19 protein-coding genes, 1 tRNA gene and 1 pseudogene are annotated in these 22,317 nt (G+C 60.9%); 10 read left to right on the top strand and 11 right to left on the bottom strand.

The genetic code is table 11. The annotated features are described in order from the left end of the window. Window positions 1–142: 142 nt before the first annotated feature. From NB231_RS08890 to NB231_RS08875, 4 genes are all read right to left on the bottom strand, one after another. Complete coding sequence (locus tag NB231_RS08890; protein ID WP_332247721.1) at window positions 143–1,954, bottom strand: DEAD/DEAH box helicase; 1,812 nt, start codon at window positions 1,952–1,954, stop codon at window positions 143–145. Next, window positions 1,939–2,835: a DEAD/DEAH box helicase gene (locus NB231_RS08885; RefSeq protein ID WP_005001844.1), complete on the bottom strand. Its 897-nt coding sequence runs from the start codon at window positions 2,833–2,835 to the stop codon at window positions 1,939–1,941. Before NB231_RS08885 ends, NB231_RS08890 begins: the two co-directional genes overlap by 16 nt. 298 nt (window positions 2,836–3,133) lie before the next feature. Continuing rightward, on the bottom strand, window positions 3,134–3,682 hold the full coding sequence (locus NB231_RS08880; RefSeq protein ID WP_156776958.1) for a putative metalloprotease CJM1_0395 family protein: 549 nt from the start codon (window positions 3,680–3,682) through the stop codon (window positions 3,134–3,136). A gap of 311 nt (window positions 3,683–3,993) precedes the next feature. Then, window positions 3,994–4,794 carry a sulfite exporter TauE/SafE family protein gene (locus NB231_RS08875; RefSeq protein ID WP_005001841.1) on the bottom strand — a complete coding sequence of 267 codons (801 nt, stop codon included), beginning with the start codon at window positions 4,792–4,794 and terminating at the stop codon, window positions 3,994–3,996. A 478-nt stretch (window positions 4,795–5,272) separates the two neighbouring features. On the opposite strand from NB231_RS08875, the gene NB231_RS08870 reads away from it, so the two are divergent. The 3 genes from NB231_RS08870 to NB231_RS08860 all read left to right on the top strand — a co-directional run bounded on the left by NB231_RS08870 (window position 5,273) and on the right by NB231_RS08860 (window position 8,213). Then, complete coding sequence (locus tag NB231_RS08870) at window positions 5,273–5,560, top strand: encapsulin-associated ferritin-like protein (RefSeq protein WP_005001839.1); 288 nt, start codon at window positions 5,273–5,275, stop codon at window positions 5,558–5,560. 329 nt (window positions 5,561–5,889) lie between these two features. Continuing rightward, complete coding sequence (locus tag NB231_RS08865; protein ID WP_005001837.1) at window positions 5,890–6,849, top strand: complex I NDUFA9 subunit family protein; 960 nt, start codon at window positions 5,890–5,892, stop codon at window positions 6,847–6,849. 131 nt (window positions 6,850–6,980) lie between these two features. Beyond that, window positions 6,981–8,213, top strand: coding sequence for a multifunctional CCA addition/repair protein (locus NB231_RS08860; RefSeq protein WP_005001835.1), 1,233 nt, complete (start codon window positions 6,981–6,983; stop codon window positions 8,211–8,213). 42 nt (window positions 8,214–8,255) lie between these two features. On the opposite strand, the gene NB231_RS08855 is transcribed toward NB231_RS08860, so the two are convergent. From NB231_RS08855 to folB, 5 genes are read right to left on the bottom strand one after another with little or no spacing between them, the layout of a single operon-like run. Then, entirely contained in the window at window positions 8,256–9,047 is a 792-nt protein-coding gene (locus tag NB231_RS08855; protein ID WP_005001832.1) for an undecaprenyl-diphosphate phosphatase, read from the bottom strand. Window positions 9,048–9,064: 17 nt separating this feature from the next. Further along, the gene (locus NB231_RS08850) at window positions 9,065–10,144 is read right to left on the bottom strand and encodes an adenylate/guanylate cyclase domain-containing protein (RefSeq protein WP_198007269.1); all 1,080 of its coding nucleotides are present in this window, start codon (window positions 10,142–10,144) and stop codon (window positions 9,065–9,067) included. A gap of 51 nt (window positions 10,145–10,195) precedes the next feature. Next, window positions 10,196–11,416 carry a class I SAM-dependent methyltransferase gene (locus NB231_RS08845; protein ID WP_040662110.1) on the bottom strand — a complete coding sequence of 407 codons (1,221 nt, stop codon included), beginning with the start codon at window positions 11,414–11,416 and terminating at the stop codon, window positions 10,196–10,198. Between the two features lie 8 nt (window positions 11,417–11,424). Next, window positions 11,425–11,916 (bottom strand): 2-amino-4-hydroxy-6-hydroxymethyldihydropteridine diphosphokinase, encoded by a 492-nt coding sequence (gene folK, locus NB231_RS08840; protein ID WP_005001824.1) that lies wholly within the window; start codon window positions 11,914–11,916, stop codon window positions 11,425–11,427. Next, window positions 11,913–12,275, bottom strand: coding sequence for a dihydroneopterin aldolase (gene folB / locus NB231_RS08835; protein ID WP_005001821.1), 363 nt, complete (start codon window positions 12,273–12,275; stop codon window positions 11,913–11,915). Before folB ends, folK begins: the two co-directional genes overlap by 4 nt. 115 nt (window positions 12,276–12,390) lie before the next feature. Here folB and plsY point away from each other — a divergent pair, with 115 nt between their 5' ends. Next, window positions 12,391–12,987 (top strand): glycerol-3-phosphate 1-O-acyltransferase PlsY, encoded by a 597-nt coding sequence (plsY, locus tag NB231_RS08830; protein WP_005001819.1) that lies wholly within the window; start codon window positions 12,391–12,393, stop codon window positions 12,985–12,987. Between the two features lie 27 nt (window positions 12,988–13,014). On the opposite strand, the gene tsaD is transcribed toward plsY, so the two are convergent. Beyond that, a complete protein-coding gene (tsaD, locus tag NB231_RS08825) occupies window positions 13,015–14,040 on the bottom strand; it encodes a tRNA (adenosine(37)-N6)-threonylcarbamoyltransferase complex transferase subunit TsaD (RefSeq protein ID WP_040662107.1) in 1,026 nt (341 codons plus the stop codon). 170 nt (window positions 14,041–14,210) lie between these two features. Between tsaD and rpsU the strand changes: the two genes are divergently transcribed. The 6 genes and pseudogenes from rpsU (at window position 14,211) to NB231_RS20435 (ending at window position 21,425) form a co-directional block, all read left to right on the top strand. Continuing rightward, on the top strand, window positions 14,211–14,426 hold the full coding sequence (gene rpsU, locus NB231_RS08820; protein WP_005001815.1) for a 30S ribosomal protein S21: 216 nt from the start codon (window positions 14,211–14,213) through the stop codon (window positions 14,424–14,426). A gap of 33 nt (window positions 14,427–14,459) precedes the next feature. Beyond that, window positions 14,460–14,912: a GatB/YqeY domain-containing protein gene (locus tag NB231_RS08815; RefSeq protein WP_005001811.1), complete on the top strand. Its 453-nt coding sequence runs from the start codon at window positions 14,460–14,462 to the stop codon at window positions 14,910–14,912. 75 nt (window positions 14,913–14,987) lie between these two features. Next, entirely contained in the window at window positions 14,988–16,733 is a 1,746-nt protein-coding gene (dnaG, locus tag NB231_RS08810) for a DNA primase (protein WP_005001802.1), read from the top strand. A gap of 121 nt (window positions 16,734–16,854) precedes the next feature. Beyond that, a complete protein-coding gene (rpoD, locus tag NB231_RS08805; RefSeq protein ID WP_005001801.1) occupies window positions 16,855–18,684 on the top strand; it encodes an RNA polymerase sigma factor RpoD in 1,830 nt (609 codons plus the stop codon). 214 nt (window positions 18,685–18,898) lie between these two features. Next, window positions 18,899–18,975, top strand: a tRNA-Ile gene (locus NB231_RS08800). A gap of 612 nt (window positions 18,976–19,587) precedes the next feature. Continuing rightward, window positions 19,588–21,425, top strand: a pseudogene (locus NB231_RS20435) (IS1634 family transposase). Window positions 21,426–21,481: 56 nt separating this feature from the next. Here the strand turns inward: NB231_RS20435 and NB231_RS08790 are convergent. Further along, window positions 21,482–22,048 (bottom strand): DUF2280 domain-containing protein, encoded by a 567-nt coding sequence (locus tag NB231_RS08790; RefSeq protein ID WP_005001793.1) that lies wholly within the window; start codon window positions 22,046–22,048, stop codon window positions 21,482–21,484. Window positions 22,049–22,317: the final 269 nt, after the last annotated feature.

Below are 22,317 nucleotides of genomic sequence, written 5' to 3'. Positions count from 1 at the left end.
ATATGAATATTGGTCGGGCTGGTTTTGGTTCGGCTAAAAAAGCGTTTCAAATGTATGGAATGGCGTGACTGCGGTATACAAGACGGTGTCTACGGCAAGAATGCTTAGCGCGCTCGCGGCCTTTGACCGGCGGCAGGCCTACCTACCCCATCGGCGAGCTACTCCAGTACCTGGCGCTCAAGGCTCGCGCCGATCCACTCGATGGCCTCGGTGACGGTCGCGACAGAAGCCAGCGGCGCGCCGGCGTCCCCTTCTCACAGGATAGCCAATAGGGCGAGCGTGTTGTCGCCGAGTCCGGCCAGTGGGGCGAGCGTCGAGCGGACGTAAGCCAAGGGGTCGGGATGGGGAGTTTTGTGCGGCTGCTGTCTCCGAGGGCGCCGAGCGCCTCCTCTAGAGCTTCGGCCAATGCGCTGGCGGCTTCGTGTTCGAAGCCGCCCTCGGCGAGATGGCGGGCCATGCCCAGCTTGCGCTCGGCGGCGGCGAACCGCTGGCGAGCCGCCTCGAGCCGGCGCTGCCGCAAGTTGCCGGCGGGCTGCGTCGGGCCCGCCAGTGTACCGTGGAGGGTCCGCTGGGGCGCGTTCATGGAAAGGACGCCCGCCTCGACTAAGCGCTGGATCGTGGCCATAGTGGCGCGGTCCACGACCTCGACCTCCGGGTGGTCGTTGATGCGGGCCACCGCGGCGGCGAGTTCGCTGCGGCGCGCTTCGGGGTCGCCGTGGACGACGGCCAGTACCGTCTGGCATTCCCGTTCGGTACCGTATACGGCCATGGCCTCCAAACCCTGCGGGTGGCGCGCCTCCAACTCGCGCGACAAGTCCTCCAAGCCCACAGTCGTGGGCGGCGCTTGTTCCGTGGCCGGCACTTGCTCCGCGAGTCGGGTTTGCATGAGCGATTCCAGCCGTCCGATGAGCATCCTGCGCCCGGAGGGCGGCGCCATTGCGGTTTCACCCGTCCCCTCCAGCACCCCTTCGGCGAGCGAGCGTTTCTGCTCCAGCAGATGCAGGATGCGGTGCTCGATGCTGTCCTCGCAGACCAGATTGATCACGCTCACGTGGCGCCGCTGGTGCTTGCGCCAAGCCCGGGCAATACGCGGCTCGAGCCGGGCCGGGCTCCAGGGCAGATCGAGATTGATCACCACGTTGGCGGCCTGAAGGTTGAGGCCGGTGGCGCCGGCATCGCTGGAGAGCAGAAGGCGGCAGGCTGGATCCTGTTTGAAGCGGTTGATCTCCTGGCGGCGCCGCTCCTGCGGCACCTTCCCCGTGTGCAGAGCGTAACCGAATGCGGCCGTCTCCACATGTTCGCGGACCAGCTCGAGCCTGCGTGTCCACTCGGAGAAAACGACAATCTTGCTTTCAGGTTCGGCGAGTTGTTCGTCGAGGATTCGGCCCAGCTCTTCCAGTTTGGGTGATACCCGACACTCTTGGTCTAGGATATAGGGTGTGTCACAGAGCATGCGCATGCAGGCGAGTTGTTGCTGGAGGTGCTGGAACTCGTCGGGCGAGAAAGGGCGCCGACGTGCCGCCTGCATGAGACGCGCGACTTTGGCGCTGTATTCCTCATAACGTGCGCGTTGTTCCTCATGCATGGGAACGAAATAGGTGTTGATCGTGCGCTCGGGCAGCTCGTCCTCCACATCCACCTTGCGCCGGCGCAGCAACACCGAGCGCAAGCGCCGGTGCAGTGCGTCGAGATTCTTGTAGCCCACCGGCCGGCCCTTCTCGTCGAGCTCATGGAAGTCGCGTTTGAAGCGGAACAGCGGCCCGAACAGATGCGAGTCCACGACTTGGGCGATGGAGTAGATTTCGTCGATGCGATTTTCCAGCGGCGTTCCCGTCAGAACGAAAGCGTACGGGCTTGACAAGCGTTTGACCGCCTCGGCGGTCTTGGTCTGCCAGTTCTTGATCCGCTGCGCTTCGTCCAGGATGATGATATCCGGTGTCAGCAGGCGCTGTATGTCCTCGCCGTCGTAGCGAACCTGCTCATAGTTGGCGAGATTGAAGAAGGCGGCCCTGGCGGTATTGACGCAGCCGCTCGCTGCGCCGTCCGATGATCACCTGGGCCGGCAAAGTGGTGAACCGGGCGATCTGCTCTTCCCACTCGGTTTTTAGGGACACGGGGCTGATCACCAGCACGCGCTCCACCCCCCCGCAGCCGGCGCAGCAGCTCGCACGCGGCTATGGCCTGCACGGTCTTACCGAGGCCCATCTCGTCCGCTAGGATGGCGCGGCCCTTAAAGGCCAGATGCAGCATGCCCTCTTGCTGATAGGCGTAGAGTGGGTAGCGCAGCACGTCGAGGTTCTGCTTGCCTGCGGCGACGTCGGCGAGTAGGTGTCTGCGGCCCGACGCTCGGCGGCGTTGGCGCTGCAGCCGTTTGATCCATGGCGTGATGTGTTCGGAGAGTCGAACCCGTTCCAGACCGAGTCCCGCTTCTTGGGCTGCGCGGTCGAGCGCGGGCAGCGCATCCGCCGGCTCACCGAGCAGCACATCGCTGGCGCCGAAAAACGGCCGCACTACTTCGCTGACGCGGTCATCGGTGCGCAGTTGGTCTGCCCATAGCACCCGGATTCTCGGGCCTTCTCCGTACTGATCGCAGCGGTCCAGGTAAACCTCGGTGACGCTCCGCTGCGTCGACATGCGTTTGCCTCGCAGATGTTGGCGGACCGCCTCGATATGCTTGCAGGTGCCGAGGCCGTTGACCTCGTAATCCACGCAGTCGCAGGAGTTGATCGGCTGCTCCGAAGAGCGGAACTCCACCCGGTAGCTGTGACCCTCACGCGAGCCCACGATATAGTCACCGAAGAAAGCGCCCTGTGCGGCATCGGCGCGGACCCGCAAACCCTCCGATTCCGCCCGCCGCCGCCGGCGCTCGATCTCGTCCGTGGTCCGTCAGCCTTCGCCGATCGAGGCGCGTCGGGGTTTGCTCTGGGTTGCCGCCTGCTGCTTTCTTGCCATCGTCTCTGTGCCGCTCAGGCATTCCTTTGACTGCGTGATCGTAGCGGAACAAGGCGGTACCTGGATACCGCGAAGAAGCCGGATGATTTGGACTTTGCCTGCTAGCCGCCTACACCGACGTCTACAGTAAGGCTGCCAGCACTCTGGCATTGACGCTACTTGAGCGATCGGCGCGCGAGGCTCAGGAGAAAAGATCGATCCGTGTGCCTGCCGGCTCGCGGGTCTCGAAGTCGGCGAGCGCACTGGCGATCTTCTCGTGCGTACCGCGTTCCGTGATGGTCTCGGATGCGCCGCCTGCAGTGGCTTCCTGCTGCGCCTGCTGCGCCATTTGAGCGGCTTGCGCGGCGACGGCGAAATCCTGGGTCGAGGGGTCGGCGGGCGCGAGCGCGGCCGCGCGAATTTGTTGCGCTTTGGCAAGAGTCTCTTCGGGCGAGCGACCGGGCGAGACGTCGAGCGACACCTCTCCGCCCACGGCGTAGCTGCGCCCGTCGGGCCCGCGCACCATTGTAAAGTTTGCGCCGCTTCGAGCCAGCGCGCCCGCGGCGGCCAAGTGCGCCGCCTCGTGTGCCCGCACGCGGCGGTCGGTCGCCCGCAGCTCTCGGATGCGCGCCGCCGTTTCGGTCTGCGCGGCGTCGCGCTCGGTGGCGGTGTGCTGCACCGAATTCCCCCGTGTGGGTGTGGCTGTGTATGCGGTGGTCGGAATCGGGGTGGAGGAAATGGTGCTGATCATAAATGCAACCTGCATCCTTGCGATGCTTACGCAGGTGACGTGGGCCGAGCCCAGGTCGTGCGATCTGTCGCGCACTGTGCTTCAAATAGTAGGGTCTGATGAAAACCAAAAAAGATCAAGAACTGCCTGCATGTGCGGTGCGCCGTGCTGACACAGTACCCGCAATTGGGTGCCGAGCTCAGAATCTTGTTTATTTCCTTGAATCGTCAATGGAATTTTGGAGGCTTGTTGGTTTAAATCAGGCCGTTTCAACGGACGCGGCACGTTGACAATAATAGACTGTTTCTGCTGCCAGCTCGGGCGGCGTTAAGCTAATAGCCCGTTTCCATAAAGAACTGCGCGCTAACCACTAGCAGAAACACCGCGAATATCCGTTTGAGTACCTTGGCGGGCAGGAGATGAGCGAGCCTCGCTCCTATTGGAGCGACTAGTATGCTTGCCACCACAATGCCGCCAACGGCCGGCCAGTATACGAAACCGGTGGTGGCGCTCGGTAGGATCGGCTCGCTCCAGCCGGCAAGGATGAAACCCGTGGTGCCGGCTATGGCGATCGGAAAACCGGCGGCAGCCGAGGTGCCGACCGCCTGGCGCATTTGCGTTCCGCACCAACTCAAATAAGGAACCATTAGGCTGCCACCGCCGATGCCAACCAAGCTCGACACGGAGCCGATTATCAGGCCGGCGCCCACTAACCCGTATTTGCCGGGCAAGCGTCGAGATGATGCGAGCGGTTGGCGAGCAAAGGCCATCTGCGCCGCCGTAATCAGCATGAATACAGCAAAAATCCGTTTGAGGATAAGCCCGGAGAGCAGGCCTGCGATTTGCGCCCCAAGCAGTGCTCCGATGAGCAATCCAATCGCAATGGGCTTGAAGACACGCCACAGCACGCTGCCGAAGAAAGCGTGGGCACTGACGGAGGAGGCGGAAGTGGCTACGATGCTTGCGAGCGAACTGCCGACCGCGAGATGCATTGCTATCGACTCGGGTATGTCGTGAGCGGTGAAAACGAACAGTAGGGCCGGAACGAGGATCAGCCCGCCGCCGATGCCGAACAGCCCCGACGCCAAACCGGCGCAAGCCCCTGTGGCCAAATAGAAAAGATAACTGTGCACTGCTTGCCTTCGCCAGCGATCCAGCAAATCCTAGGCTATTATGGCAAATATTGGCGCGTACACAGTTGCGCAACGCGCGTTTCGGAGGCGGGTAGAATGGCTGGTATTGGGCCACGTTCAAACGTGTTTAATCTCGTCTATTGATAATTGGATCTGTGCTATCCGCCAGTGGCTGACCTTGTTGCGTGAATCGTCTGGAAGTTTCGGAGATTAACAGGATTCGGTCAGCCCGCTGGCTTTCTGGCAAGATCGTAAAGCGCTGCATAGAGGGGAAGGTCTATCGATGAAACTGCGTGAGGAGCACTAGAATTGCTTGTAATCTTTGGATTATGTATAGTGTTTATTTATTTTCGTGGTATGTGGTACATGAGTAATTAGTTGGGTTTTATTGATTGTAATATATCCGCAATATTAATTTTATTTTTTGTCAAATAAATAGAGTATTTAATTTTTACAACCTGTAATAGGAGGGTTAATTATGGCGAGTGAAGGCTACCATGAGCCAATTGAAGAGCTTTCTGATGAGACGCGTGATATGCATCGCGCTATTGTTTCTTTAATGGAAGAATTGGAGGCGGCCGATTGGTATAACCAACGGGTTGCTGCTTGTAAGGATATAGAATTAAAAGCAATATTAGCTCACAATAGAGATGAAGAAAAAGAGCATGCTGCTATGGTCCTCGAGTGGATTCGACGTAAAGATCCGGTTTTTGATCAGCAGTTAAGGGAATTTCTGTTTACGGAAAAACCGATTGTGCATGAGTGAGGCGTTGCCCGAGCAGCGTGAATTATCCGGTGAGCGCCAGGGATGTTAGCGGTCGACTGCTAGCACGTATTCAACCGAGAAGCGTCCGTCCGAATTCCACCCACCGGAGACTGCCTCGTGCCGGTGGGCCAGCCGTTCTTGCCCATCGCGATCGACAGGGGCACCACCGAAAAACCGACGCGACCGCAACGGAGGCTGAGCCCGGTCGGCTGATCCTCTTATAGAGTCCACTAAGCGGCAACCGCTAAGTGGCGCTATTAATGTAGCGTAAAATAAGATCACGCCGCGCCGTTGGTAGCGAGGCTGATACAGCACTGGAGTAAGCAGACATGCGAGTCGAAACCATTTGCGTGCTCGGAGGTACCGGGTTCGTCGGGCGCCACATTGCCGGTCATCTCGCCAATACTCGGGTAAGGTTACGCGTCTTGACCCGCAATCGCGAGCGCAACCGGCAGCTGCTACCCATCCCGAATCTCCAGCTCATCGAGGTGGCCGGCTACGATCAAGAGAGGTTGACCGAGCAATTCGCGGGTTGCCAGGCTGTGATCAATCTGGTCGGCGTGTTGAACGAAGGCCGGGGCGCGGGACATCGTTTCGAAGATGCCCACGTAAAACTCCCGGAGCATGTCATAGCCGCTTGCCGGACGGCCGGTGTTGGGCGCCTGTTGCATATGAGCGCTCTGGGCGCCGCGCCGGATGCCGCCAGCCGCTATCAACAAACCAAGGCCGCCGGCGAATGTGTGGTGAAAGCGGCCCACAGCGAGAATTTGGCGGTTACCGTGTTTCGACCTTCGGTGATTTTCGGTCCGGGAGACAGTTTCCTCAGTCGTTTTGCGCAGCTGTTGCAATTCTTCCCGGTGTTGCTGTTGCCCACGCCGCGGCTGCGGCTTAAGCCCGTTTACGTCGGCGATGTGGCCAAAGCCTTCGTGCAGTCGTTAGAGGATGAGGCGACCTTCGGGCAGTGTTATGAGCTTTGTGGTCCCAAGGTCTTCACGCTGCGCGAGTTGGTGGATTATGTCGCCACGCTGCTTGGTGTAAGGCGTCTCATCATCGGGCTCAACGAAGCCTGGTCGCAGCGTCAGGCGCGTCTCCTCGAGCGCGTTCCAGGTAAACCGTATAGCTACGACAACTACCTTTCGAGCAAGGTCGATAATATTTGTAGCGATGATGGCTTGGCCAGGCTCGGAATCCATGCGGCGGCCGTAGAGGCCATAGTGCCAGGCTACATCGGCCGGCGGCGCGCCCAGCGACGTTACGATGATTTTCGCCGAACGGCAGGGAGGGATTAGGTGGTTGTCGCATCCCTGATGACCGTGCTCACCAGCCAGGCTCGGCGCAGTGAGGCAAGGCTTACGGACGATGATGCGATCCACAGCTCAACCTGCGCGCTCAGATGAGGGGGTTCGGTAGACTGTAATTTATGGAAACTTATTTGGTCGGTGGTGCCGTGCGCGATCGCCTGCTGGGACTAACGGTCACAGAGCGGGACTGGGTGGTCGTGGGTGCCGAGCCGGCGGAGCTGATCGCTCGTGGCTTCCGCCCGGTAGGGCGAGAATTTCCGGTGTTTATTCATCCAGAGACCGGTGAAGAGTATGCGCTTGCCCGAACCGAGCGCAAGGTGGGCCGCGGGTATCATGGCTTTACCTTTTATACCAGTCCTGCGGTGACGCTGGAGCAAGATCTGCAACGGCGTGATCTTACGATCAATGCCTTAGCGCAAGATAAGCACGGCCGAGTCATCGACCCGTTCGGCGGTCGGCGGGATCTCGAGGCGCGTATTCTGCGCCATGTCTCGCCTGCCTTCCGCGAGGATCCGGTGCGTATTCTGCGCCTTGCCCGCTTCGCCGCTCGGCTTGAGCATCTGGGGTTCACCATTGCGCAGGAGACACTGGAGCTGTGTCGGGAGATGGTGGCGGCTGGGGAGGTCGATGCCCTGGTGCCGGAACGGGTATGGCAAGAGATCGCCCGCGCACTGATGGAGCCGACGCCTTCGGCCTTCGTCCGAGTGTTACGCGAGAGCACGGCATTGCAGCGGCTATTGCCGGAGCTAGACCGCTTGTTCGGGGTTCCGCAGCGGGCGGATTTTCACCCCGAGGTGGATACCGGGGTGCATGTCCTGCTTGCCCTTGACCTGTCGGTGCAGCTCTCGGATCGGTTGGCGGTGCGTTTTGCGGTGCTGATGCACGATTTAGGTAAAGGGACCACACCCGCCACGGAACTCCCACGGCACAGGGGGCATGAGGAGCGGGGGGTTCTCTTGGTGGAGGCGGTTTGCGCACGTCTTCGGGTTCCGCGTGCTTGTCGTGATCTGGCAAAGCGGGTTGCCCGCTATCACCTCAAGTGTCACCGTGCGCTGGAGCTGCGGCCGGCAACGGTTGTGGCTTTATTAGAGGCGTTGGATGCATTCCGCCGCCCGGAGCAGCTGCCTTCGTTCCTGGCGGCGTGTGAGGCCGATGCACGAGGGCGGGCTGGCTTCGAGCATCGTGACTATCCGTCGGCGCGTTACCTTACCGAGGCGTATCGGGCGGCTGCGGCGGTGCCGATACAGCCGTTGCTCGAGCAAGGCTTGCAGGGCCGGGAGATCGGTCAGGCCTTGCAGCGCGGGCGTATCGAGGCAGTGGCAGATGTGCGCCGACGATGGCCGCGGCTCTGAGCCACAGGGCTCGGATGGGGCGGTCGATTCATTAAGTTATTATTATAAATAAAGTAGAAGCAAGACGGCACCCAGAGCTACGCGGTAGATCACGAAGGGCGTGAAGCCGATCCGCTCGATCAGGCGTAGAAACAGCGCGATGCAGGCGTAGCCGCTGATGAAGGCCACGAGTACGGCAAAACCGAAAATTCCCCATGGCAGTGCCTGCGGATGAGTGATGAAGTGCACTAAATCAAGACCGCCAGCAAGCAGGCTTACCGGAATCGCCAGCAGAAAGGAGAAACGGGCGGCGCTTTGCCGTGATAAACCTCGGAATACCCCAGCCGTCATGGTGATGCCCGAGCGCGAGGTTCCCGGGATTAAGGCGAGTGCCTGCGCGCAGCCAATCACCACCACATCGGCAGCGCGGATCTCGTAGACGCTACGCCGGCCGCGGCTGCGATCCGCTATCCAGAGCAGCAGTCCGAAACCGATCGAGGTTGTTGCGATCACCAGCGGAGTTCGCAGCAGCTCAGCATGGCTGGCCGCGAGTAGACCGGCGGCTCCAACGGGTACCGTGGCCCAGACGACCGCCCAGGCGAGCCGGGCATCTCGGTTCGTTGCGCCGTTGCGGAACGAGCCTAGCCAAGCAAGCAGCAGCTCTCGTACTTCCTGGCGCAGGTAGAGCAGTACGGCAAGCAAAGTGCCGGTATTCGTGGCAACATCGAAATACAGGCCTTGATCCGGCCAATCGAACAAGTGCGGCATGAGGATCAGGTGGGCGGAACTCGAGATGGGCAAAAACTCGGTCAGACCCTGCACCAGCGCCAACCAAAAGGCATGTAAGTAGCTCATCTTGGATATTTTGGATATTAATGGTTGTTTCGTTTGGCTACGGAATCGCTTCTGCGGGCGGTATGGCGGCGCAGATGATATAAGGTCACGGGTGCGGTGAGACTCCGGATGAGCACGGATTCGCCTTTGCCGAAGGCGAAATCCGCGCTCGATCGTACCGCTTCATGCACCGCTTGCGAGACGATGACGTCCATGGGATCGGCGTGGCCGCATAGCCGTGCCGCCACGTTGACCGTCTCGCCGACGGCCGTGTAATCGAGATGATCGCCGCTACCGATATTGCCGATCACTACCGGGCCGGCATGGATACCAACGCCGACCGGTACCGAGTTGCTGTCGCTCAGTGGCGGTAAAGCGCCGACCCGCTCCATAATGTCCAAGGCACAGCGACAGGCGTCATGGGTCATTTCCTCACCGTCGAAGATCGCCATCACGCCATCGCCGCTGAACTTGTCAACATAGCCGTGATGGGCGTAGACGCATTCCACTTGGGTCCCGAGGTGTTGGCTGACAGCCCGGAACAGCTCGGTGGGTTCGATACACTGCGAAAGCGCCGTGAAGCCGCGAATATCAGAGAAAAGAACGCATACCTCGCGTTGCTGTGGTAGTGGCAGGGCACTCGGGTCTTCGGCGCGGCTTTCGATGACCTTGCGGATCCGCGGCGAGACGTAGCGTGCCAAATCGGCACGGACGCGCTCAAGCTGCTTATAGTAGTCGAATTTTTTAATAAGACCGCCTAATCGGGCGACCACCAGCAGCGGCTCCAGAGGCTTGACCAGGAAGTCGTCGCAGCCCGCGGTAAAAGCTGAGCGTAGTAGATGACGGTCTTCGTTGGCAGTGCAGACCAGGATGGGAGTGATCCGAAAACGCGCCTGCTCGCGTAGTCGCCAGCAAAGCTCGATGCCGTCCATCCCCGGCATTTCCGTATCGAGGATGAAGGCATCCGGTTCACAGTGGCGTATCTGCTCCAACGCTTCCGGGGCGCTTTTCGCTACTTCGACGCGATACCCTGCGGCGTTGAGGATGCGACTGAGGACCGTTCGTGAGAAACGGTGATCGTCAACCACGAGTACGATTGGTTTGCGTTCGTCGGTCACCAGCTTGTCTGTGCCGCCCCCTAACATCTTCGAAATGGGTAACTATACAATTTACTTTGTGGTTACGCTGTAACGACAGCTCAAGCGGTTGCTGAAATCGATCCAGCTGAAGCCGCTCAGTGGCGTGGGGATGCCACGGCCTAGAGCCAGCACTTTGTAGCGCTCGCCCATTTGGCCTGGAAAGAGCAGTGCCTTGGCCTGCTGGGTAAGGTGTACGGCCTGCTCGGGAGCGCGTGCCGTCTCGGCCTCCAGCAGGTGAGGCAAGCCGGCACCGATCAAAAAATGCGCCTGCGTAGTAAACCCGAGCACTTCCAGCCCGGCTTCGATGCCGGCCCGGGCCGCGAGCGTAAAATCGACGAAAGCGGTAATATCCTGCAGACCGGGCAGCACCAGCGGATCATCATGGACGCGGTTACGATAATGGCAGAGCAGCGTTCCCATGTGCCGTTGCGGATGATAATACTCGGCCCTTGGATAGCCGTAATCGACAAATAACGCTGCTCCGGCCTCCATCACTCCGGCAAGGCTCGCGATCCACGGGGCGAGTCGGGGGCACCACTCGGAGACATAGTCGGGGGGGAGCCGCCTGCCCAGCTCCGCTTCGATATTCGCCACCGCCGTGTCGAGCTTGGGGTCCGCCGGAGCGAGCGCCCAGGTCAATGTCGCATCTTCTCCGAGCGTCACCACCTGTTCCTGCACGCCGTTGGAATTTATCTGGAACCGTTTTACGGGTAAGGCATCGATTACCTCGTTGGCCAGGATAACCCCCCGCAGCGGCGTTTCCGGTAACCGATCGAGCCATTCCACGCGCGAGCGCAGCTTGGGTACGGTACGGGCGATGGTTTGCGCCTGTTCCTGGCGCAAGGCGGCGCTGACCTCCAGGATGAGGTAACGCTCGGGCAGGTGTTCGAGACGTTCCAGCTCGCTCAATAGATCCGCGGCCATATGGCCGGTTCCGGCACCAAGCTCCAGCACCACCCCACCGTCGAGCGCTGTTAGTATCTGCGCGACTTGTTGGGCCAGCGTCCGAGCGAACAGCTCCGAGATCAGCGGCGCCGTGGTGAAATCCCCGGCCGGGCCGAAGCGCCGCTGCCCCGCGCTGTAATACCCGAGTCCGGGCTCATAGAGAGCGATCGCCATGTAGCGGTCGAACGGCAGTCGACCACCTGCTCGCCCAATGGCCGCACGGACTCGCTCGGCTAAGCGGGCGCTATGCTCAGCGGCGCTTGGGTCCGGTTTGGGCAAGGGCGCACGATGTGTTGATCGGCGCATGATCTTTCTCAGTCGAGCGCGAGCTCGACAACGCGCATGGCCTGAGCACTGGGTTTGAGTTGCAGCCAGAGCGCATGCAAGGTTTGACCATCCAAGGGGTGGCGGACATCGCCTGCGATGTCCGCCAGTGGCCGCAAGACGTAGGCTTGTTCAAGTATTTCGGGGCGCGGCAGAATTAACTCCGGGTGCTGCATCACGGCATCGCCCCAAGTGAGTAGATCCAGATCGAGGCTGCGCGAGCAGAACTTGGCCGCATTCCGCCGCCGTCCATGCGCACGTTCGATCGCCCGAAGCTCGGCGTTCAGGGTCAGTGCATCGGCATTGGTGCACAAGCCGATTACGCCGTTGTAGAACGCAGCACCCACGAAGCCTACAGCCTCGCTTTCGTAGATCGGCGAGATAATAAGGCGGCCATAACGACGGCGCAATTGCGCGATGGCCGAACGGACATTAGTTTCGCGATCGATGTTGCTGCCGATACTGACGTAGGCGCGTTTCATTTCGCTCCCGGTTTGCCCCGCTCGATGGTGACGCCGGCGATTCGAGCGTTTGACAGTGCATGCAGTTTGCCGACACTCAGGCGCAGCCACGATACCGGGAAACGCTCCAACACGAGCGTAGCAACGCCTTCGGCGAGACTTTCCAGCAAATAAAATTGACCGGCCACCACGAACTGACTGATGCTCTTGGCAACGGTGGAATAATCCAAGGCGTCGGCGAGCTTCCCGGAGGTTGCCGCACGCCGCACGTCGGTGCCTAGCTCGAGGTCGAAGATGAGCGTTTGACGGATGCGCCGCTCCCAGTCATAGACACCGATCACAGTCTCGACTCGAAGCTCGCGCAGGAAAATATAATCCATCACACCCCCCGCGCGTATTGCCGCGTGTTACTGTTTGCAACTATATCGATACTGAGCGGGCATCTCCAATCACGCCGACTTGACCCGCACAGTTGGAGCGATTGCAATAGCGGCCATGTCATCGATCGCACTGACTATCGGGTTTGCCGTATTCGGCTATTTGCTTGGCTCCGTTTCTACGGCGGTTGTAGTATGCCGGGCGTTGAGGCTACCGGATCCCCGTGGCGAGGGCTCGGGCAACCCGGGCGCGACCAATGTTCTGCGGATCGGTGGGCGTCTGCCCGCCGCTTTGACCCTGGTGGGCGATTTTCTCAAAGGCACGCTCCCGGTGCTCATTGCGCGGGCGGTTACCGACGATATGGCTGCTATCGCTGTGGTGGGGTTGGCGGCCTTTGCAGGCCATCTTTACCCGCTTTTCTTTGGCTTTCGCGGCGGCAAAGGAGTGGCGACGGGCCTGGGGGTGCTGCTGGGTTGGTCCTGGATGGCGGCGGCCCTGACCGGCGGCAGCTGGTTGCTCGTGGCGATGCTCACACGTTTGTCATCGTTCTCCGCGCTGATGGCGTTTCTGCTCGCGCCCAGTTTCCTATGGTGGACAACACATAGCGCGGTCTTGGCCGGCACCATGGCGATCATGACGCTCGTGCTCTATTGGCGTCACCGGAGCAACATCGCTAATCTCGTCGCCGGCAAGGAGAAGAAAATCGGGCTTTAGGATTGGTGGCGCCGCTCGAGTGCCGGCTCAGCGCGCCGGCGGTTCGCGCAGCTCGGGCAGTGGCCAACGCGCTGTGACATCAAAGGCGAGCGAATCGTGTTCTCCGGCAGAGAGCCGCAGCCAGCCTGCATAGGCAACCATGGCGGCGTTGTCGGTACAGAATTCGATGCGCGGGTAGTAAATTCGGGCCCCCGACGTTCGAGCGAGCTGTGCCAAGCGTTCGCGTAGCTTGCGGTTGGCGCTCACTCCGCCCGCCACCACCAAACGCTTCGCCCCTGTTTGCCTAAGCGCTCGGCGACACTTTAGATAGAGTGTATCGATCACCGCGTCCTGGAACGCCCGTGCCGTATCGGCGCGTATTTGATCATCGAATTCAGCGGCGCCGCGTAGGGTGTTGAGCGTGTATGTTTTGAGGCCGCTGAAGCTGAAATCCAGCCCCGGGCGGTTGGTCATGGGACGCGGGAAGCGGAACCGATCCGGATCACCCTGTTTTGCCAGCTGCTCCAATGCAGGACCGCCCGGATAATCGAGCCCCAGCAGTTTGGCAACTTTGTCGAAGGCCTCGCCTGCCGCATCATCCAGGGACTCACCGAGCAGCCGGTAGCGGCCGACACCGGCGACTTGGACGAGCATGGTGTGGCCCCCGGAGACCAGTAGCGCGAGGAAGGGAAAGCGCGGTGGAGGTTCCTCCAACATGGGGGCCAGCAGATGGGCCTCCATGTGGTGGATGCCGAGTGCCGGGATGCCTAATGCGTAGGCGAGACTGCGCGCGAGAGCCGCGCCAACCAGGAGGGCTCCGGCCAGGCCGGGGCCGCGCGTATAAGCGACGCCGCCCAGCGCCAAGCGTTCAGTGGCCGAGGCCTGTAGCGTTTCGTCGAGCAACGGCAGCAGCTTGCGAATGTGATCGCGTGAGGCGATCTCCGGTACAACTCCGCCATAGCGGGCATGCGAGTCGGCCTGGCTGTAGACGCGATGAGCGAGCAGGCCAGCTTGGCCGTCATAGACCGCTACGCCTGTTTCATCGCAAGAGGTCTCGATACCCAGTACACGCATTGGGGTGGGGTTCTCCATTGGCCTCGGGTGTTTGAATGCAGCTGTTATTTGGTTTTGCAAATAGCCGGCATGTTGATTACTATTACGCGTTTGTCCCACAAGTTCGGTTTTCTTGAGTCTAAATCAAAACGGATAGTACAACAGCTAGCCAAGAGGAGGTGTTTAGCTACATGCCACAGGTGAAGGTGCGCGAAAACGAGCCCTTCGAGGTCGCTCTGCGTCGATTCAAGCGCTCTTGCGAGAAGGCTGGGATTCTCTCCGAGATACGCCGTCGGGAGCACTACGAAAAGCCAACACAAGTTCGTAAACGCAAGCAGGCGGCTGCCGTCAAGCGGCATCTCAAACGTTTGCAGCGCGAGCAACTACGCCGGCAGCGCTTCTATTGATCGAGTGCAGCGGACCACCTGGTGCCCTCCCAAATGAGCGAGCTGAAAGACCAACTCAATGAAGCGGTGAAGGCCGCGATGCGCGCCGCGGACAAGGTGCGTCTCAGCACGTTACGCATGGTCATGGCGGCCATCAAGCAACGTGAAGTGGATGAACGACGCGAACTCTCGAATGGCGATGTTCTGGCCGTTCTTAGCAAAATGCTCAAGCAGCGACGCGAGTCCTACGCGCAATACCGCGACGCCGGGCGTCAGGATCTGGCCGAGAAGGAGCAGGCCGAGATTGAATGCATCAGCGAGTTCATGCCGCTGCCGCTCTCGGATGCCGAAGTCAACCAGCTCATCGATGCGGCGATCACCGAGACGCAAGCCCGGTCCATCAAAGACATGGGCAAGGTCATGGGGCTACTCAAGCCCAAGGTACAAGGCCGAGCCGAATTGAGCGTTGTTAGTGCCCGTGTGAAAGGGCGTTTGTCGAGCGTATGATGTACCCGGTCAACGCTCGTGCATGTTCCGGGACGGGCTTGTTACGCGCCGAGGAGGTTAATCGACAACCGGGCCATGGCCGGAAAAATACCCGAGCGTTTCATCGATGAGCTGCTCAGTCGAACCGACATCGTCGATGTCATCGGCGAGCGTCTGCAGCTGAAACGAACGGGAAATAACCATCACGCCCTGTGTCCTTTTCACGGCGAGAAAACGCCTTCCTTTACCGTCAGCCAAACTAAACAATTTTATCATTGTTTCGGTTGTGGTGCGCATGGCACCGCCATCCGCTTCCTGATGGAATACGAGCGGATGGATTTTCGGGAGGCGGTGAGCCGGCTTGCGTGGCGGGTCGGCTTGGAGCTCCCGGCGGCGGCGCGCGAGGAAAAGGTTGAGCGGCACGAGAAGCTCTACCGGGTGGTTGGCCGGGCCGCGGAGCTCTATCGACATTGGTTGCACCGTCACCCGCAGGGTCGGCGGGCGTTGGGCTATCTCGAAGCTCGCGGACTCAATGCCGAAATCGCGGCGCGCTTTGAGCTCGGTTTTGCTCCGCCTGGGTGGAACCACCTCGCTCGGGCGATATCCGAGCATCACGATTTGGTGGCCGTTGGGCTGCTTGTTCAGAGAGAAGGCAAGCGAACCTATGATCGGTTCCGCGATCGGATTATGTTTCCGATTCGCGATCAGCGGGGACGTATAATCGGCTTTGGTGGGCGCTCGCTCGGGGAGGGGCAGCCTAAGTATCTGAATTCTCCGGATTCCCCAATTTTTCACAAGGGGCGAGAACTTTACGGCCTCGACAAGGTTCTTGAGTCGGACCGGCGACCGACCGATATTCTGATTGTAGAAGGTTATATGGACGTGGTGGCCCTGGCGCAATATGGCCTGCCACGCGTAGTGGCCACGCTGGGTACGGCTACGTCCACGACTCAGGTTGAGCGGTTGTTCCGCTTAACTCGCGATTTGATATTTTGCTTCGATGGCGACGCAGCGGGTCGTCAAGCTGCGTGGCGGGCGCTGGTGAACACATTGCCTGGGCTGCAGGGCGGGCGCCAGGCGCGTTTCCTCTTCCTTCCCGAGGGTGAGGATCCGGATAGTTTCGTGCGCTCGCACGGGCAGGCGGCGACAGCGGCTGTACTGCGCGAGGCGCAACCGTTATCGGATTTTCTACTTGAGCGGCTAACCGTCGGCGTGGATATGACCAGCATCGATGGGCGGGCCCGCTTGGTGGACGAGGCGTTACCGCTGCTGCAACGGCTACCGGTGGACGTGTTCCGGCGTATGCTGATCGAGCGGTTGGCGGGGCTGGCGCAGCTGGAGCCCGATTATATCGAAGCTTGCGTCGGTACGGGTGAGCGCTCTGGATTGAAGTCGGTTCCGCGTTCTGCGCGACGGCTGGGCGGGATGCCGACGGTGCGGCGCACGCCGGTGCGCTTGGCGCTGGCGTTGCTTTTGCACCGTCCGGCGTTGGCGCAGTTGGTCGATGACGATGAAGTTGACAGCCTGCGGGATTTAACGATCCCAGGTTTGCCGCTGTTAGTGCAACTACTTGAGTTGATTCACATGGAACCGCATATCAGCAGTGGTGCGTTGCTGGAGCGTTATCACGATAGTGAGCATGCAACGGCGCTGTGGAAACTTGCAACGTGGGACCCTATGGTTCCGGATTTTGGGATGGAAGCGGAGTTTCGGGACGCCTTAGCGCGGGTGCGCGCATTGCTGCACCGCAAGCGTCTGCAATACTTAAATGAACGATTGCAGCGAGGCGAATTGACCGCCGCAGAGTGGCAAGAGTGGGTGCACCTCAAGCGGCACTCCTAAGACAAAGCCGTTATATCTACCAGAGTAGACATGCGAACTCAATAGGTTATATTTAACACTTAATAGTATTTATAAGCCTATGACACCGTACAATCTCATTAAGCCAGCCAATAGACCCATTATGACTATTCAGGATCAGCAGTCCCAAATTAGAGAACTCATCGCCCGCGGTAAGGAACAGGGCTACCTCACATATGCTGAGGTCAACGACCACCTACCCGATGATATCGTAGATCCGGAGCAGATCGAAGACATTATCGGCATGATTAATGACATGGGGATTAGCGTCCATGAGACGGCGCCTGACTCCGATACGCTGCTCCTGAGTGATGCCGCTGTCGCGACGGACGAGGACGAAGCCGAGGAGGCTGCAGCGGCGCTCGCCTCTGTGGACGCGGAATTCGGTCGAACCACCGATCCCGTGCGCATGTATATGCGTGAAATGGGGACGGTGGAACTGCTCACCCGAGAGGGCGAGATCGAGCTTGCCAAACGCATCGAGGAAGGTCTCGATCAGGTGTTGCGCGCGCTGTCAGCGTATCCCGAGTCGGCACGCACGCTTTGCTCCCTGCACAGGCACGTGGAGGCCGGGCGGCTTCGTTTACAGGAGATCCTCGCCGGCTTCCGGGGTTTGGAAGACGAGCTGGACGGCGGCGCAGATGCGGTGGATGTCTCGGTGGGCATAGACGGAGACGACGAGGATGAAGAGTCCGCTTCCAATGCCGCTGCGGACAGCGGCCCGAATCCGGAGCAGGCGGTCCAGCTGTTCAATCGCATTCGGGAGCTACACGAAGCGCTGCTGATCGCTTTGCAGGAGCGCGGCAGTGGCTCGGAGCAGTGCCGCGAGCTGCGCGAGGAGATGGGTAATCTCTTCCTCTCCATGAAGCTTGCCCCAAAGGTGATCGATGGCATGGCCGAGAACTTGCGTAAAGCCGTCGAGCGCATCCGCCGTGCCGAACGAGAGGTGACCCGGATCTGCGTCAAGCAGGCTGGTATGCCGCGCAAGGAGTTCATCACTTTGTTTCCGGGGCGGGAAACCGATCCGAGCTGGGTGGACGAGTTGATCCGGGCGGATAAGCCGTATTCCGAGGCCGTGGCCGAGCGTAGGCAGATGCTGCTCGAAGCCCAGGTCGGTTTGGCAGCCATCCAGGAGGCTACCGGGTTGGCGGTGAGTGAGGTCAAGGAGATCAACCGCCGTATGTCCATCGGCGAGGCTAAGGCACGGCGGGCGAAAAAGGAGATGGTGGAGGCGAATCTGCGCTTGGTCATCTCCATCGCTAAAAAGTACACCAATCGCGGCCTGCAGTTCCTGGATTTGATTCAGGAGGGCAATATCGGCCTGATGAAGGCGGTGGACAAATTCGAATACCGGCGTGGCTACAAATTCTCTACCTACGCCACCTGGTGGATCCGTCAGGCGATCACCCGTTCGATCGCCGACCAGGCGCGGACCATTCGTATCCCGGTCCATATGATCGAGACCATCAACAAGCTCAACCGAACCTCGCGGCAGATGCTCCAAGAGATGGGCCGCGAACCGCAGCCTGATGAGCTGGCCGAGCGCATGGAGATGCCCGAGGACAAGGTACGCAAGGTCCTAAAGATCGCCAAGGAGCCCATCTCGATGGAAACCCCCATCGGCGACGATGAGGATTCCCATCTCGGGGATTTCATCGAAGATGCAGCCGTAATGTCGCCGGTCGACTCGGCAACCCGCGAGGGTCTGAAAGAGTCGGTGCGCGAGGTGTTGGCTGGGTTGACCCCGCGCGAGGCGAAGGTGCTGCGGATGCGGTTCGGCATCGATATGAACACTGACCACACCTTAGAGGAGGTCGGTAAGCAGTTCGACGTCACCCGCGAGCGGATCCGCCAGATCGAGGCCAAGGCGCTGCGCAAGCTGCGCCATCCGACCCGCTCGGAGTCGCTGCGCAGTTTCCTGGACGAGACCTGAAATCATTTGCCGGGACGTGGTTATTGCCGCAAGCACTCGAAGCGTTGCGTGGCGGTAAGTCCTAGTTCGGGACTTGTCGCCCACGCAGCGGAAGCAGGACCAGTCACTCTCTTCCCGGGTTCCGTATGCCCCTTACGCAACGCGCTACTAGGTCAAGCTCCCTGGCAAGGGTTATACTTGCGCCCTGCGGAGTTTCCACAAACCACACCTCACCGGGCCTGTAGCTCAGTTGGTTAGAGCAGGGGACTCATAATCCCTTGGTCGTAGGTTCGAGTCCTACCGGGCCCACCATAAAAACAGTGGCTTACTGCAACGTATTACTCAGTATAATTTTTCATGTAGAGCCTATGTAGAGGCGTAACCGCAAACGAACCGAGTGGCCGCCACCCACACCAACATTATCAACAGGTGTTGTTCGGCTCCGTCCTGCCTGACCAGTAAGCTCCACATGCGATATGAGCGCCGTGGCTTGGCGAAAGCGGCGAATCCGGCGAAAACGGTTGCTACGCTTGGCTTTCGGCGTGGCGAACATCTGGCGAGCGGTGGCGAAAATTGGCGAGAGTTAGCCCATAGCCGGGTGATAGTATGCAGCTTGACGCTCGATCCCGTTCGCCACGTTCCGCCCGGCTTCCGCGATCAGCGCTGCCAAGGATCGTGCTGCTGCTAGCTGCATGCTAGGCGGTCATGCTTCACCGCAAAGAGGCTCCTAATCCGCGACTCCTCAATTGTGGCGGCTGCTAGCCCATCTTTAACGCTCTCTGCCTGATTTCGGGCTGATTTGGGCGTGTATGCGAAGAGAAGTTATTGATTCGTATAGTGGCGAGGGTGGCGCGCTGGATGTGGTGCCATAATATTTATTGTTATCCCTTGTGCGGAGCGCCCGCCCACGCTAGCCTCGCGGGCATGTTCATCCGCCGCACCCAGACCCGCAGCACGGCCACCGGCGAGTCGTATGTCACGTATCGTCTGGTGCGCTCCGAGCAGCGCGCCGGTAAGGTCCGCCAGCGCACCCTGTTGAACCTGGGGCGGCACTTCCCAGTGGCGCAGGCACACTGGTCGGCGTTGTGTGCGCGCATCGAGCAACGGCTCAGCGGCCAGGCGGCGCTGTTCGACGAGGAGGGGAAGGGCCTCCCGCTCGCCGTCGAGCGCCAGGCCGAGCGTATTGCGGCGCGGCTGCTCGCCGAGCAGGGCGGTACGCCGGCACCGGCCGATGCTGGCGGTGTACCCGGCGGTGGGGGTGACGTGCAGTCGGTGGACGTGGACTCGCTCTCACTGGTGCGCCCGCGCTCGGTGGGCGTCGAGCAGCTCGCCCTGTGGGCGCTGCGCCAGGCGGGCTTGGAGGAGCAGCTCCAAGCGCTGGGGCTGACCGGCCCGCAACGTGCGGCGGCGCTGGGGCTGATCGTTGCCCGCATGGCCGCCCCGGGCTCGGAGCGGGCGACGTATCAGTGGCTCGCCCGGCGCAGCGGCCTCGGCGAGCTGCTGGAGGTGGACTTCGAGGCGATGAGCCCGATGCAGCTCTACCGTACCTCCGATATCCTGCTGCGCCACCGCGCGGCCCTCGAAGGGCATCTGTTCGCCCGGGTGAGCGATCTGTTCGCGCTCGCCCCGACAATCACGCTCTACGATCTGACCAACACTTACTTCGAGGGCGAGGCACCGGTCAATCCGGCCGCGCGCCACGGCCACTCCAAGGAGCGGCGCAGCGACTGCCCGCTGCTCACCCTGGCGCTGGTGCTCGATGCTGCGGCTTTGTGCGCCGCTCGCGGGTCTTCGCTGGCAATGCGGCCGAGGCGCAGACCCTCCAGGGGATGCTCACCGGCCTCGCGGCGCCCGCCGGCGCGCTTGTGGTCATGGACCGCGGGGTGGCCACCGAGGCCAACCTCGCCTGGCTGGCCGAGCAGGGCTACCGCTATCTGGTGGTCAGCCGCGAGCGCCGCCGCGCGGTCGATTTTAAAGAGGCCATCACCCTCGACAACGCCGGCGGGCAGGCCGTGGAGCTACTCAAAGTGCCCTCGGCCGATGGCCAGGAGGTGCGCCTGTATTGTCGCTCCGAGGGCCGCGTGCGCAAGGAGCAAGCGATCGCCGGGCGCCTGATGGACCGCTTCGAGGCTGGGCTCGACAAGCTTGCGACCGGACTCAGCCGGCGGGGCACCACCAAGCGCATCGACAAGCTCTGGGAGCGCATCGGGCGGCTCAAGGAGAAAAGCCGCGGCCTCGGCCAGCACTACCACATTGAAGTGATCGCCGGTGACAGCGGCGAGCGCGCCCGTGCGATCCACTGGCAGCGCCTGCCCGTGAAAGGCTCTCTGGTCACCGAGCCGGGCGTCTATTGCCTGCGCAGCAACGAGACCGGCTGGGACGAGAAGACAATGTGGCGCACCTACATCATGCTCACCGACCTTGAGGCGGTCTTCCGAAGCCTGAAATCGGAGCTCGGCCTGCGCCCGATCTTCCATCACAAGGAAGAGCGTGCCGAGGGGCACCTGTTCATCACCGTGCTCGCCTATCAGTTCGTCCAGCTCATCCGCCACTGCCTCGCCGCCCACGGCATCTGCGAGCGTTGGAGCACGCTACGCGATACCCTCGCCGGCCAGTGCCGGGTCACCGCCACGTTCAACCGCGGCGATGGCCGCACCCTGCACGTGCGCAAGGCCACCCGCGCCGAGCCCGATCAGGCGCGAATCTATCAGGCCCTCGGGGCCGATCCCGCCCCGGGCGGCGTGCAGAAAACAATCGTGTGAGCCCGCTGATTTATAAAATGAACGTAATGTAGTGCCACTCGCCGCCGCGGCCGATCTTAACTCTCTGAGTATCGCGAAGTTATTTTTGGGGACGTTAAACTTGGGCTAGCGCTCCGTCCCTCCTTTTCACCCAGCACGGTCAACCCGGTGACCCCGAGGAGCTGGGCGATCCTGGCATTGGGCTGTTCGTCGGTCAGATGGCTGTAGTCCATGCGCATCGGCCCGCCGCTCTTGCCGGTGAGCTCGCGACGATTTGAGTATACGTCACCGACCTCCTTGGCGATCCGCTCGAGCATGTCGGCCATATGGCGGTAGTTGCCGCGGGCCTTATACACCCGTGAGGCATGGGCAAGCCGCCGGATACGCACAGCTTTGTGCGCTTCCGGTATGTCCTCTAGGCGCTTCAGGAAACGCCGCCGCGTTTCGTAGAACAGCTCGCACCAGCGCTGACTCAGCTGCCTGCCGGCGCGCTTAGTTGGATCGTAAACCTCAGCGCCCTGTGGAGAAATCGCAGCGCCGTATTCGCCCTTGAGCGCTGCGGCCGCTTCTTTGGGTGTTTCGAACTGCGCCAACGCTTGAACCAAAAAAGCCTTATGCTCCGCCGTCAAACGCTTTGCCGACATGCTTTCCTCAAGGCTGATCAAGAGCTATACCGATGATGGCAGCATCCGGGCGGCCCCGCGCACCGCTGCATTACGCGGCGGCGAAACCGGCTGACCGTAACGCCTCGTGACCCGACTCGTTCGTCAACACAGCCTGTTACAGCTTGGCCCGTCAACCGTCCTGGCGCTATATCGGTCGCGGAACCCACTGCAGGCCGGAGTAAGGCCCCATCAGGAAACCGCGCCCCTGATGCACCATGCTCGGGTTACCAGTGGGTTCCGGCCATACG

Origin of the sequence: Nitrococcus mobilis Nb-231 (assembly GCF_000153205.1) — a bacterium.
GTDB classification, from domain to species: domain Bacteria; phylum Pseudomonadota; class Gammaproteobacteria; order Nitrococcales; family Nitrococcaceae; genus Nitrococcus; species Nitrococcus mobilis.
Note: the sequence above shows the minus strand (reverse complement) of the source record. Positions and strands in the feature narration are given on the sequence as shown.